The following is a 12109-nucleotide window of genomic DNA, read 5'->3' as shown; positions in this document are numbered from 1 at the left end:
ACCACACCCCCCGAACTCCCACCAACGCCTGGGACGACGCCGAGCGCCGCCTGCACCCCACCCGCTGACGACATCTCAGTGAGGTGGTCTCAGTGGAAAGGGGGCAGGGTGCGGCAGGCAGCGGGAGCCCGGTTCCAGCGGTCCGCGCGGCCGATGAGGTGGAAGAGCCGGCTGAGCTGCCGGTAGGGGTCGCGCCGGCCTGCTTCGAGCTCGACCTCGGCCGCGGCCTGCAGCTGGTCGGCGTCGTTCGGGTCGAGGGCGGCTCCGCCGAGGTCGAGCCAGTCGACGAACAGCCACACCCCGTACCACTGGACGGGCCGGAACCCGCGCGCGTCGATGAGGTCGCTGATCTCCTCGACGGTGTCGGCGCGGGTCGGCAACCCGAGCACGCCGGTCTCGCGGGTGGTGTCGAACGAGGCGAGCGCGTCGGTCCACCGCCGCTCCAGGGAGGGGCGGACCGCCATCGCCCCGGCGTTGCCGGTCATGATCGACACCAGGCCACCGGGAGCGACGCACCGGCAGAGCTGGTCGACCACCGGTTCGGGATCGTCGAGGTATCCGATCACGCCATGGCACAGCACGGCGTCGAAGCGCCGGCCGCCGACCGCCTGCGAGGCGTTCGCCGCGTCCGCCCTCGACGAAGGTGACCCGCCGCCGGGCGTCCTCGGGGAGCTGCTGGAGCCGCTGCCGCGCCTTGTCAAGCATGCCCGTCGAGGAGTCCAGCAGAACCACCTCGTAACCGGCTCTGGCCACCGGGAACGACTGGTGCCCGGCACCGCCTCCGACGTCGAGGACCCTCGCCGGTGGCGGCGGCAGGTGCTCCCCCAGCTGCCGGTGGATCACGTAGGTCCGCACGCGCCCCTTGACCGAGGCGTACGCCCCGTCAGCGAACTCATCGGCCAGCCCGGCCCAGGTGTCATCGACCGCCACGTCCCCGAGCATCCCGCGCCGACCGGCGAGAACGGGTAGAACTCACCGCATGAGCGCTTGGGACGCCGACGCACCGGGGGTGCTGGCACTGCCGTCGGGACGCTCGGTCCGGTGACGCGGGCTGCGCAGACCGCTTCCCGACGGCCCGCGCCCGGAGTTCGCGCTGCACCTGCTGGGTCGCCGACGCCGCCGACGCCCTCCGCGAGGCGTGGCGCCGAGCCACCCGCGAACGCGTGGAACTCTCCTGCGGCGGAGGCCGCGGACGCACCGGCACGGCGCTGGCCTGCCTCGCCGTCCTCGACGGGGTCCATCCCGGCGAAGCCGTGTCCTTCGTCCGCGCCCACTACCAACCCAGCGCCGTCGAAACTCCCTGGCAGCGGCGCTACGTCCGGGGCTTCCGCACCTGAGGCCAGGACTTTCGGCCGGTCCCCCGGCTCCCGGACGCGGCTGACACTGGTGTGGTCGAAGGGGTCGCCACCCGGCACTCCGCACTGAGATCCAAGGAGGCGAACAACATGCGAATGCTGGTCAGGGTCAGGCCAGACCTGCGCGTGGCCAACAGCGCTATCGCCGACGGCTCCATGAAGGAAGCGATGGAACGGGCTCACGAACGGCTCAAGCCCGAGGCTTCCTACTTCCTGCCACAGGACGGCCAGCGCACGGCCCTGTTCATCTGCGACATCCCCGACGAGTCCCAGATCGTGGCGTTGCTCGACCCGTTCTTCTCCAACCTGGAGGCGAAGATCGACGTCTTCCCCGTGATGAACTTCGACGACCTCCGCGCGGGATGGGCCCAGCTCGCCCGGGGCTGAGCACACCTCTGCCCAGGTCAAGAGTCCGTTCCGAATCCGCCTGGGGTTCGCCAGGACGTCATCTGTGCTCCATAGCGTCAGTCCGGTTTTCCCGGAACTGACCGAACAGGTGGAGCATGACCTCGAATCCCTCCCGTGTGAACCGCCGCCAGGTGTTGCTGGCTGGATCGGCCGCCATCGGTGTTGCGGCGCTGGGCACCGGGTTGGCCGGCGCCGCCGGCGCCGGTACCGGCCGGATCCGCGAGCCGTTCCAGCTCGGCGTCGCCTCCGGTGACCCGTCGCCGGACGGCGTGGTGCTGTGGACCCGATTAGCCCCCGAGCCGCTGACCGAGGACGGTTTCGGCGGCATGCCCGACCAGATCGTCCCGGTGCAGTGGCAGGTCGCCACCGACGAGAGGTTCACCGACGTCGTCGCCGAAGGCACCGAGCAGGCCCAGCGCGCATCGGCTCACTCCGTGCACGTCGAGGTGTCCGGATTGCGGGCGGGCGCCGAGTACTTCTACCGGTTCCGAGCGGGCAGCGAGCTCAGCCCGGTCGGCCGCACCAAGACCGCCCCGGCACCGGGCGCGAAGCTGGACAGGTTCTCCTTCGCCTTCGCCAGCTGCCAGAACTTCGTCGCCGGGCACTACACCGCTTACCAGCACATGGCCGAGGAGGACTTGGACCTGGTGGCGTTCCTCGGCGACTACATCTACGAGGGCGGCAACGCGGGCTCGATCGGGCGCCCGCACGTGCCCGCGCACGAGATCATGGACCTCGCCGACTACCGGACCAGGCTCGGCCAGTACAAGGCGGACCCGTTCCTGCAGGCAGCCCACGCCGCGTTCCCGTGGGCCGTGGTCTTCGACGACCACGAGGTGGAGAACAACTGGGCGGGCGACCTCTCCCAGCCCGACACCGAACCCGACCAGGACCCCGCGGTGTTCCGCGAACGCCGCGCGCAGGCGTTCCAGGCCTACTACGAGCACATGCCGCTGCGGCGCGCGCAGCGGCCGTCCGGACCGGACATCCGCATCCACCGCCGCTTGACCTTCGGCGATCTGGTCGACGTGCACCTGTTGGACACCCGCCAGTACCGCGACGACCAGGAGGTGCCGCCGGAGCAGGTCGACGACCCGGAGCGCACCCTCCTCGGCGCCGAGCAGCGGAAGTGGTTGTTGGACAACCTCGCCGGGGAGACAGCACGCTGGAACGTCCTCGCGCAGCAGGTGTTCTTCAGCCAGCGGGACTTCGCCGCAGGCGATGCCGACTCGTTCAGCAACGACGCGTGGGACAACTACCCGGCCGAGCGCAACCTGCTCCGCGACCGCATGGCCGGCGTCTCGAACCCCGTGGTCATCACCGGTGACGTGCACGCCAACTACGCCGCCGACATCAAAGCCGACTTCGAGGACCCGGCATCGGCGACGGTCGGTGTAGAACTCGTGGGCACCTCGATCACCTCGGGCGGCAACGGATCCGACCAGAACCCGAGCGATTCGGTCCAGCTGCAGGAAAACCCGCACATCAAGTTCATCAACCGCAAGCGCGGCTACGTCCGCAACACCATCACCCACGACTCCTGGACCGCCGACTACCGCGTCGTCGACCAGGTCACCGCCCCCGGCGGTTCCCTGTCCGACCGCGCCACCTTCACCATCCAAGCGGGCAAGCCCGGTCTGCTCCAGGGCTGACCGCTGCACCTGTGGGGGTCGGGAGGACCCGACCCTCCACAGTGGAGCGACTTGGCCGCAGCCCAACGTGCAGGCCAACGGCGGATGAAGACCTGCTACCAGCCGACATCACGGGCCTTCCGCAGCGCGGGGGCCGGTGGGCGTTGGGTACTGTGGAGCCGATTCAACGGCGAGCTCGTAGGACGTGACATGACGAACGCGCGGCGGAAGCTGATCTTGGTCCGGCACGCGAAGTCCGCGCACCCCGACGGTGTGGAGGACTTCAAGCGGCCGCTGGCCGAGCGCGGCCGACGCGACGCTCCCGCGGTGGGCCGCTGGCTGCGGGACAACGCCTACGCGATCGAGGCCGTGCGCTGCTCACCGGCCCTGCGCACCCGCCAGACCTGGGAACTCGCCGGAGCGCACATCCCGGCCGGACCGCAGGTCAGCTTCGAGGAGCGCATCTACGGGGCCACCGCGCACCAGCTGCTCGCGATCGTGCGCGAGATGCCGGTGACCGCGATGACGACCGCGATCATCGGCCACAACCCGGGCTTGGAGGACCTGGTCCACCTGCTCACCGGTGAGCCCGTCGAGCTCAAGACCTCGGCGGTGGCCCTGCTCAGCAGCGAACGCGCCTGGTCCGACGCCGACGAGTCCTGGACGTGCGCGTCCACCTTCGCCAAGCCACGTGGCTGACTACGGCACCCGGATCGCCACCACCGCCCCGCCCAGCGCGGCCACCTGGTCGGCGACAACGCGGGCCCACGGGTGCTCGTCGGCGCTGCGGCCACCGAGATCCACCAGGAAGCGCACGGCGTCACCGGCCGTGACCTCGTCGAACACCGCCGAGCGCGTTCCCAGCAGCCCTCTGACGCGGTCCGCTGCCTCGGGACGGACGGTGAGCACCATCCGGCCGGTCGCCGAAGCGGCCGGAGCCTGCTGCGCGGCGGCGCGCGCGGTCGGCGCGGTGTCGGGCTTGGGGCCGGTGAGGGCGTTGTGCAGCACGTGGGCGGTGCCGTTGGTGAAGGCCCGGTAGTTCGGGTCGAAGCCGAACAGCACCACGCGCCCGGAACCGACGTTCTCGTCGACGACCGCGGTCTTGCCGTGCAACTCCTCGGCGCCTTCGGCGAAGCCCGAGACGTACCAATCGGGATCGCCGGCGGCCGGGAACCGCACCGCGGTGGCCTCCGGCGGCGCCGTCCAGACGAAGTCGTACTCGTACATCGCCCACGCCGTGTCCCCCACGCCCTCGGCGAGCGGGCTGCCGGGGGCGGTCTCGGTGCGGATGAGCGCTCCCGGGATGTCCGAGGTCGGTTCGGCGTAGGTCGCCGAGGTCAACCCGAGGCGGCTGGCCAGCCGCGAGCCGTCGCGCAAGCCGATCAGCGTTCCGCCGCCGCGCACCCAGTCGGCGAGCGCGGCCTGCCCCTGCGGGCCCAGCGCTTGGGCGGCCTCCTCGTCCGATCCGTTCGGGATGATCAGCGTCCGGTAGTCGTCGAGCGCGCCTCCGGCGATCTGCTCCGCGGTGAGGTCCCCGAAGTGCTGGTGCCGCTCCCGCAGCCAGTGCCGCAGCCAACCGGCGGACTCGACCGAGGAGCTGTCGGTGGTCGATATCTGGTAGACCGCCGTCTTCGGGCCGCGTGCGGCCGGAGGCTCGGGCTCGACCTGCGGCGGCAGCGGCATGGCGACGGGCTCGAGGTCGGCGCCGGATCGGCCGCCCTCGACGTTCTCCAGCAGCGGTCCGCTCCAGGCGGTGATGTCGTAGAAGTACGGGAACGGCACGTAGCTGCTCTCGTTGAGCATCGCCTGCACCCAGTGCTTCTGGCCCTGCGCCAGCGGGATCCACAGGGTTCCGGCGGGCAGCGTCGTCTCGCCCGCGGGCCTCCCGTACGGCGTGTGGTCGGGCACCGACAAGGGCGCGGCGAGGCGGTGGACATCGACGTCCATGCGCTGCAGGCGACGGGCCAGGCGTTGCACGCCTTCGGCCTTGGCGGGATCGTCGGTGCGCAAGAAGTAGTGCTTGACGTCGGCGTCGGGCACCGGGTTGGTGATCTCGCCGTCCTGCCAGTACAGCTGGTTGGGCTCCAGCTCGCCCTGCTCCCCCTGTCGCTGCGCCTCCAGGTGCTCGCCCCGCCACTGCTCGCGCAGTCGCGCGTTCTGCTCGCCCGCAGTCATCAGGGTCGTCCACATCGCCGTGTACTGCTCGCGCACGCGGTCGGCGATCGGGTCGGCGTTGTTCTTCTCGAAGGTCATGCCCGCAGCGTTGAAGCCGGTCAGCGGAACGGTGTCGCCGTAGCCCATGTACAGCAGGTCGTAGGAGCTGCCGTTGAAGTACGGGATGTCGAAGCGGTCGAACGAAGCCTGCATGGCCGGCCCGTAGAGGTCGTAGACCCAGTTCAGCGGCGTTTCGCCGATGTCGTGGTAGACGGGGTCGGCGTTGGGCGGGAAGAAGTAGTCGTCGCTTCCCATCTCGTGCGAGTCGACGTAGAGCTGCGGCGGGAGTTCGCGGAGCTTGTCCAGCTTTCCGTCGGTTTCCGGCTGGGTGCGGGCGAACCAGTCGCGGTTGAGGTCGAAACCCGCTGCGCTCTGCCGCGTGTCGAGCTCGTGCCCGTCGGGGTTCTGCATGGGCAGCACGACGACGATGGCATCGTCCAGGATGGACGGTGCCGTGCAGTCCGTGCGCGCGGCGAGCTCGTAGAGCACTCGCAGCGAGGCGTCGGTCCCGCTCTCCTCGTCACCGTGCACGTTCCCGGCCACCCACAGCACCGAGGGCGTGGCCCGGACGAGCTCCTGGGCGAGGGGTTCGGGAGTCCTGGGATCGCGCAGCAGGTTCAGGTTGTGCCCGATGGTCTCCAACGCCGCCGGACTGGTCCACCGGGGCTGCCCGACGACGGCGTAGTTCAGCGGCCGACCCTGGGTGGAGGTCGCGATCGTGCCGTCGACGACGTTCGGGCTCGCCTGCGACACGGCGTGCAGGTAGGTGTCGGACTCGGCGGTGGTGACCTCGCGCTGTCCCAGGTCGAAGCCGAGGACGTCACGAGCGGCGGGGACGCTGCGGTCGACGGTGGGCGGGGTGAACGCATCGCAACCGGGCTGCGCCCCGGCGGCGGGTGCCGCCACCTGCGGCAGGACCGCGACCATCGTCACAACACCGATCAAGGCTGCGCCGCGCAGGTGCTCGGTCACCACGTGTCCCGCCCTCCGGAGAGCGTCCGTCCCAGCGCACAGCAGTCGATCAGCGCGCCATCGGGATGTCAAGGCGCACATCGGGCGTCGCGCATCCGGCGTTCTAGACTCCGCGCATGGTCGACATCGCTGGTGAGCCGTTCTTCCGCCCCAACGGGAACTTGCTGGTCCCGGCCCCGCACGCGAGCAGCCCGTGGTCGCCGCAGATGATGCACGGGCGGCTGTTCGGCGGCCTGCTGGCGCGGTCGCTGGAGATCGAGCACGGCGCGGAGGACTTCCAATTCGCCCGGCTGACGGTCGACCTGTTCCGCAGCGCCCAGCTCCAACCGGTCCGCGTCGAGACGCAGCGGGTCCGCGACGGTCGCCGCATCCGGGTCGCCGACGCCACGATCTGCTCCGGCGAGGAGGTGGTCGCCCGGGGCAGCGCCGTCCTGCTCCGCCGAGGTGAGCAGCCCCAGGGTGAAGTTCCCACCACCCAGCCGTGGTCGATGCCCACGCCCGCCGAGCTCGGCCCTCCCCCGGCTTCGGCGGGTCAGTGGGAGCCGCCGTTCGACATCTGGATGCTCGACGAATCCGGCGCCCCGACCGACTGGTCCAACGCGGGTGCCCGCCGAGCCTGGCTCCGCGACACCCACGACCTGGTCGAGGGTGAAACCATGACTCCGCTCGTCCGCGCGGCCACCGCCGCGGACTTCGCCAGCCCGCTGGCCAACATGCCCAAGGGCGGCGCACTGGGCTTCATCAACGCCGACTACACGCTCACCCTCAGCCGGATGCCGTCCACGCCCGAGATCGGCATGGAGGCCACCGGCCACCTCAGCCACGAGGGCGTGGCCACGGCGTCCACGACGTTCCAGGACGTCGAAGGCCCGTTCGGCTACTGCAACGTCACAGCGGTGGCGACCGCGCCCATGGCCTGACCTCGGCGTTCAGGGGTGAGCGCTCTCAATGCGAGCAGCCGGGAGCGCTCACCCCTGGCCGGTGGTCAGCGCTGGTCCAGCTCGCCCGACTTGATCTTCCGCGAGAAGGCCGCCCACTCGTCGCTGCCGACGGCCAGGATCGGGCTCCGCTCGCCCAACTTGCTGTCGCGAACCAGACGACCACCCGCAACAGCAGCGGTCTCAACGCATTGCGCATTGCCGGAGCTGTAGCTGCTCTTCACCCATCGAACCCCGGCCTCCGGGACATGACTTCCCATCGAACTCGCCCCTCTCGTCATCACTAACCCATCTGTTCCGCCGCCTCGGCGAGGAACTCGCGTGACTCAACTGGCCCGAGAGCGGCAGCCTGCAACCGACCCCACAAGGCTCCGTAGGAGGACACGGCATCGTGGGCGTCGAGATATCGAGCGTCGTCATGAGATTCGACGTAGACGAAGTCCAGCGGCGAACTCACGCCGGAAGCGGGAACGTTGACCAGCGTGAAGCGGTACGCGACCTGCCCCGCGTAGGTGCGAGCGTCGAAGGGCAGCACCTGGATCTGCACGTTGCGGAGCCGTGCGATCTCGACGAGGTGGAGCAGCTGCTCCCGCATCACCGCCGGTCCGCCGATGTTCCGGCGCACGCATGATTCGGACAGTATGAAGGAGAGCTGGGGACGGTCGTCCCTGGTGAAGATGCTCTGCCGCTCTTTGCGCGCGAGCACGCGGTTCTCCAGGTTGTCGTCCGCACCGCCGTTCTCGAACAAGGCTTGGATGTAGTTCTCCGTCTGCAGGAGGCCGGGGATGACTTCGACCTCGACCGACTTGAGGGCTGCGGCGTCTCGTTCGAGGTCGACGAACAGGCGGAACCAGTCCGGGTAGATGGCGCGGTAGCCGGCCCACCGCCCTCGCTGGTTCTGGCCGCGCGCGAGGTCGAGCAGGACTTCGGCGTGGCCGGATTTCGCACCGTAGAGCTCGCTGAGCAGCTTCACGTCTCCGGCCTGGATGCTGCTCTGCGCCAGCTCGATGCGGCTGATCTTGCTCGTCCGGCAGCCCAGGTGGCGTGCGGCCTTGTCAGGGTCGATCCCGGCTTGCTCCCGCAATCGCTTGAGCTCGTTGGACAGCAGCAGTCGACGAACGGTCGGGGTCGTGGCCATCGGGACGGTGCCTCCGTGGTGCGAACGGGTCGTGATCAGTATCGATCGTCGACAGCGCCGAGAAGATCCCCCTTTCGGGCGAAGCCACATTAGGAGTCCTACATTCACCGCTCCGCCTGCCGATGTTCCTGGCAGCTCGGTCGACGGTGCCCTCCTCCCCGACTCGGCTCCGCCGACCGAGCCCTCATCTCACGAGAAGGGACAGCGCGGTGTCTTCCGAAGCACGAGCCACGCGCCACTACTGGCTGCCGATCCCCAACCCCGACGGCAACGGGGGCACTCGTCACGCCTACCGGGGCCACCGCTGGCTGGGGACCCCGAGCGAAACGGCGATCTGCGAACGGGAAACACCCATGGCGCCACCGTCCGAATTGGACTGGATCTGCTTCCCCACCTGCCGCACCTGCAACGAGACGCTCAAGGGCGAACTCACGTGAGTGCCGGAACGGGATGACCGGATCGTGCTCTCGAGTGGCGGGATCGCGCCTTCTGCCGAGGCCGGTTCCGACCCGAGGACCGTGGCGTGAGCAGAGCACTTCTCGTCATCGCCGTTCAGGATTCCTACCAGCGGCTGCCGCTGTGGCGGACCATGTCCCATCCCGATATCGCCGCCGCCGCGCGGGCCGTCGGGCTCGCCGACGCACGCATGCTGCGCCGCATCCGCACCCGCGAGGCCGCCGCGCGGAGTTGATCCGCGCGATCGGACCCTTGACTTGCGGACATACACAAACCCATTATCTGTATGACTGTCGCTGGGTGATGGTGGTCCGAAGACGTACCCGCACGCGAGGAAAAGGCAGGTCATCGGTGCACGAGAAGCCTCTCACGAACTCCGTGCACGTGGTGCAGGGCGAACGGGTGCACATGCCCGTCGAGGTGCGCGCGGCCACCGGCGTCACCGCCCAGTTCCTGGTCCCCGCCGGGCCCGCTCGCGACACCCTCGCCGCCGCCGGACTGGCACCGGTCACCCCGGTCCCGGGACGCGTTCCCGCGACCTTGGGGTTCGTCCACTACCTGGACGGCGACCTGGGCGAGTACCACGAGTTCCTGGTCGCGCTGATGTGCAGGCAGCCCGGCGTGCGCGGCTCGACCGGCGTCTTCATCCACTGGCTGCCGGTCGACCAGACCTTCACGTGTGAAGCCGGGCAGAACATCTGGGGATTCCCCAAGGAGATCTCCACCATCGATGTCAGCACCCGCGGCAAGCGCACCCGCTGCGAGGTGCGGCTGGAGGACCGCGCCGTCGTCGCGATGGAGTTCGGGCGCGGCGTTCCCGCGCCCTCCGCGATGGGCGCGATGACCCTCGACGCCTACACGCACCGCGACGGCGTCCTGCGGCGAACCCCGTGGACGATGCGCGCCGGCGGCACCCGGATGCGCCCCGGCGGTGCGCGGGTCGAACTCGGCGACCACCCGATCAGCGACGACCTGCGGCGACTCGGATTCCCGCGAGATGCTCTGTTCACCAACCACATCGGCGAGCTGACGATGCGGTTCGCTGACGCAACACCCATTTCCAGCCGGTCGTGACCACGCGAACCGGAGCAGTCAACGGCGACCCCTGGAGAAGTTGGACGAAGATGAGCGATGCCGATTACATCGTCGTGGGCGCGGGCAGCGCCGGAACCGTCGTGGCCAGCAGGCTGGCCGAACGCGGCGCGAACGTGCTCCTGCTGGAGGCCGGCCGCAAGGACGACCTCCCCACCGTCACCGTGCCCGGCATGATCTCCGTGCTGCACGTCGTGCCGCAGCTGAAGAAGCAGGTGACCTGGAAGCAGTACTCGACCCCGCAGAAGCACGCCCACGAACGCGAGATCCCGATGACCCGGGGCAAGGTCCTCGGCGGGTCGAGCTCGGTCAACGGCATGCTGTTCGTGCGCGGCAACAAGGAGAACTACGACTCGTGGGCGGCCGAGGGCTGCGAGGGCTGGAGCTACCAGGACGTCTTGCCCGCCTTCAAGCGCTTGGAGAACTGGGAGGATGGCGCCAGCGACGTGCGCGGCGCGGGTGGGCCGATCGAGGTCACGCGGCAGAAGGACATCACCCCGGCCGGCGAGCAGTTCATGGCGGCAGCGCAGGAAACCCTCGGCGTGCCGCGGATCGACGACTACAACGGCGAGTCGCAGGAAGGCGTGAGCGTCTTCCAGCAGAGCGCGAGCAAGGGCCGCCGCTACAGCTCCTCGCGCGGCTACCTGACCAACCGCGAGCTGCCGTCGCTGCGCGTGCGCACCCACGTGCACGTCGCGCGCGTGATCATCGAGAACGGCCGCGCCACCGGCGTGGAGGTCATCGACACCAAGAGCGGCCGGAAGGAGGCGCTGCGCGCCTCCAGCGGAGTGGTGGTCTCGGCAGGCGTGGTCGGCTCGCCGCAGGTCCTGATGCTCTCCGGTGTCGGCCCGGCCGGTCACCTCAGGGAGAAGGGCATCGAGGTCGAGGCCGACCTGCCGGTGGGCCAGAACCTCCACGACCACCTGTTCGTGCCGATGACCTTCGTGACCAACAAGGCCCTGCACCGCTCCACCGCGACGTACATGGCCTCCGGGATGCTCAAGGAAGCACTGGGCAAGCGCGGCGAGTCCTGGCTCGGCAGAACGCTCTTCGAGACCGTCGGTTTCGTCAAGACCTCCCGTGCCGAGGGCGACTTCCCGGACATGCAGATCCACACGATCCCGTGGAGCTACCCGACGCCCAACCAGGACGAGGACAAGCTCTACCGCACCGACACGCGTCCGGCGATGACGATCTTCCCGACGCTGATCTACCCGGCCAGCCGCGGCGAGGTCCGGCTGGCCTCGACCGATCCGACGGCTTCGCCGGTGATCGACCCCGGTTATCTCAGCGACCCGGCCGACACCGAGTTCCTCATCGAGGCGATGAGCATGATCCGGGAGATCATGGCGAACAAGACCATCGCCGCGGACGTCACCGAGGAGCTCAGCCCCGGACCGGAGTACTTCGACGAGACCGCGCTGCGGCGCGAGCTGCCGACCCGGATCCACTCCGTCTACCACCCGGTCGGCACCTGCCGCATGGGCGTGGACGAGCGCGCGGTCGTCGACCCCAAGCTGCGCGTGCGAGGCGTCGACGGCCTCTGGGTGGCAGACGCCTCGATCATGCCCAGCATCACCGGGGGCAACACCAACGCCCCCTCCTACATGATCGGCGAGATGTGCGCCTCCCTCATCTGACCAACCCCACCCCACCCACAACCCCAAGATTCCGGTCAACTCCCGCACCCACCCACACCCCGAGTCCGCGGGTGACCCGAATCGGCCGCAACCGGGTCATCACCTCGGGACCGCGAGGGGTCGGCTCGGGCGACGGGCTGCGGGCTGGAGCTGTCATCGACTTGTTCGGGGCGTGAGAATCGGGTCATCGCGTTGCGCGGTGACGCCGGGCGTTCGCACGTTTAGCATCCGGTTCACCATGACGAAGTGACTTCACATTTCTGAA

The 12109-nt window shown here is 69.5% G+C and carries 13 protein-coding genes and 1 pseudogene; 9 read left to right on the top strand and 5 right to left on the bottom strand.

The features are described 5' to 3' along the window. Nucleotides 1–89 precede the first annotated feature (89 nt). Nucleotides 90–566 (bottom strand): hypothetical protein, encoded by a 477-nt coding sequence (locus E1161_RS28440; RefSeq protein WP_268951417.1) that lies wholly within the window; start codon nucleotides 564–566, stop codon nucleotides 90–92. 124 nt (nucleotides 567–690) lie between these two features. Then, nucleotides 691–942, bottom strand: a pseudogene (locus E1161_RS28435) (SAM-dependent methyltransferase); the annotation flags it as partial. A gap of 221 nt (nucleotides 943–1163) precedes the next feature. Between E1161_RS28435 and E1161_RS28205 the strand changes: the two are divergent. From E1161_RS28205 to E1161_RS23095, 4 genes are all read left to right on the top strand, one after another. Next, the gene (locus E1161_RS28205) at nucleotides 1164–1337 is read left to right on the top strand and encodes a phosphatase domain-containing protein (RefSeq protein ID WP_235875244.1); all 174 of its coding nucleotides are present in this window, start codon (nucleotides 1164–1166) and stop codon (nucleotides 1335–1337) included. Between the two features lie 108 nt (nucleotides 1338–1445). After that, nucleotides 1446–1742 (top strand): DUF3303 family protein, encoded by a 297-nt coding sequence (locus tag E1161_RS23105; RefSeq protein ID WP_132626712.1) that lies wholly within the window; start codon nucleotides 1446–1448, stop codon nucleotides 1740–1742. Nucleotides 1743–1858: 116 nt separating this feature from the next. Beyond that, nucleotides 1859–3415 carry an alkaline phosphatase D family protein gene (locus E1161_RS23100; RefSeq protein ID WP_132626710.1) on the top strand — a complete coding sequence of 519 codons (1557 nt, stop codon included), beginning with the start codon at nucleotides 1859–1861 and terminating at the stop codon, nucleotides 3413–3415. Between the two features lie 189 nt (nucleotides 3416–3604). After that, nucleotides 3605–4093 (top strand): SixA phosphatase family protein, encoded by a 489-nt coding sequence (locus E1161_RS23095; RefSeq protein ID WP_207920363.1) that lies wholly within the window; start codon nucleotides 3605–3607, stop codon nucleotides 4091–4093. On the opposite strand, the gene E1161_RS23090 is transcribed toward E1161_RS23095, so the two are convergent. After that, complete coding sequence (locus E1161_RS23090) at nucleotides 4094–6583, bottom strand: M14 family zinc carboxypeptidase (protein WP_165939914.1); 2490 nt, start codon at nucleotides 6581–6583, stop codon at nucleotides 4094–4096. A gap of 113 nt (nucleotides 6584–6696) precedes the next feature. Between E1161_RS23090 and E1161_RS23085 the strand changes: the two genes are divergently transcribed. Beyond that, nucleotides 6697–7500 carry an acyl-CoA thioesterase domain-containing protein gene (locus E1161_RS23085; RefSeq protein ID WP_132626706.1) on the top strand — a complete coding sequence of 268 codons (804 nt, stop codon included), beginning with the start codon at nucleotides 6697–6699 and terminating at the stop codon, nucleotides 7498–7500. 65 nt (nucleotides 7501–7565) lie between these two features. Here E1161_RS23085 and E1161_RS23080 read toward each other — a convergent pair whose 3' ends face one another. Then, nucleotides 7566–7742, bottom strand: a complete 177-nt coding sequence (locus tag E1161_RS23080; RefSeq protein WP_235875243.1) for a DUF397 domain-containing protein — start codon at nucleotides 7740–7742, stop codon at nucleotides 7566–7568. Between the two features lie 59 nt (nucleotides 7743–7801). Continuing rightward, nucleotides 7802–8656 carry a helix-turn-helix domain-containing protein gene (locus tag E1161_RS23075; protein WP_165939913.1) on the bottom strand — a complete coding sequence of 285 codons (855 nt, stop codon included), beginning with the start codon at nucleotides 8654–8656 and terminating at the stop codon, nucleotides 7802–7804. A gap of 209 nt (nucleotides 8657–8865) precedes the next feature. On the opposite strand from E1161_RS23075, the gene E1161_RS23070 reads away from it, so the two are divergent. From E1161_RS23070 to E1161_RS23055, 4 genes are all read left to right on the top strand, one after another. Next, the gene (locus tag E1161_RS23070) at nucleotides 8866–9093 is read left to right on the top strand and encodes a hypothetical protein (protein WP_132626700.1); all 228 of its coding nucleotides are present in this window, start codon (nucleotides 8866–8868) and stop codon (nucleotides 9091–9093) included. Between the two features lie 86 nt (nucleotides 9094–9179). Beyond that, nucleotides 9180–9347: a hypothetical protein gene (locus tag E1161_RS27765; RefSeq protein WP_207920362.1), complete on the top strand. Its 168-nt coding sequence runs from the start codon at nucleotides 9180–9182 to the stop codon at nucleotides 9345–9347. Between the two features lie 116 nt (nucleotides 9348–9463). Continuing rightward, nucleotides 9464–10186: an acetoacetate decarboxylase family protein gene (locus tag E1161_RS23060; protein ID WP_235875242.1), complete on the top strand. Its 723-nt coding sequence runs from the start codon at nucleotides 9464–9466 to the stop codon at nucleotides 10184–10186. Between the two features lie 50 nt (nucleotides 10187–10236). Next, nucleotides 10237–11844 carry a GMC family oxidoreductase gene (locus E1161_RS23055; RefSeq protein WP_132626698.1) on the top strand — a complete coding sequence of 536 codons (1608 nt, stop codon included), beginning with the start codon at nucleotides 10237–10239 and terminating at the stop codon, nucleotides 11842–11844. The last annotated feature ends 265 nt before the right edge of the window (nucleotides 11845–12109 follow it).

The sequence above is a fragment of the Saccharopolyspora aridisoli genome, from assembly GCF_004348445.1.
GTDB lineage: Bacteria > Actinomycetota > Actinomycetes > Mycobacteriales > Pseudonocardiaceae > Saccharopolyspora > Saccharopolyspora aridisoli.
This window is presented reverse-complemented; position numbering and strand designations above follow the sequence as displayed.

Bases quoted from the DNA above. Each gene is read 5' to 3' on its own strand.
- E1161_RS23105 (WP_132626712.1), top strand. From the start codon at position 1,446: ATGCGAATGCTGGTCAGGGTCAGGCCAGACCTGCGCGTGGCCAACAGC.
- E1161_RS23100 (WP_132626710.1), top strand. From the start codon at position 1,859: ATGACCTCGAATCCCTCCCGTGTGAACCGCCGCCAGGTGTTGCTGGCT.
- E1161_RS23095 (WP_207920363.1), top strand. From the start codon at position 3,605: ATGACGAACGCGCGGCGGAAGCTGATCTTGGTCCGGCACGCGAAGTCC.
- E1161_RS23085 (WP_132626706.1), top strand. From the start codon at position 6,697: ATGGTCGACATCGCTGGTGAGCCGTTCTTCCGCCCCAACGGGAACTTG.
- E1161_RS23075 (WP_165939913.1), bottom strand. From the start codon at position 8,656: ATGGCCACGACCCCGACCGTTCGTCGACTGCTGCTGTCCAACGAGCTC.
- E1161_RS23055 (WP_132626698.1), top strand. From the start codon at position 10,237: ATGAGCGATGCCGATTACATCGTCGTGGGCGCGGGCAGCGCCGGAACC.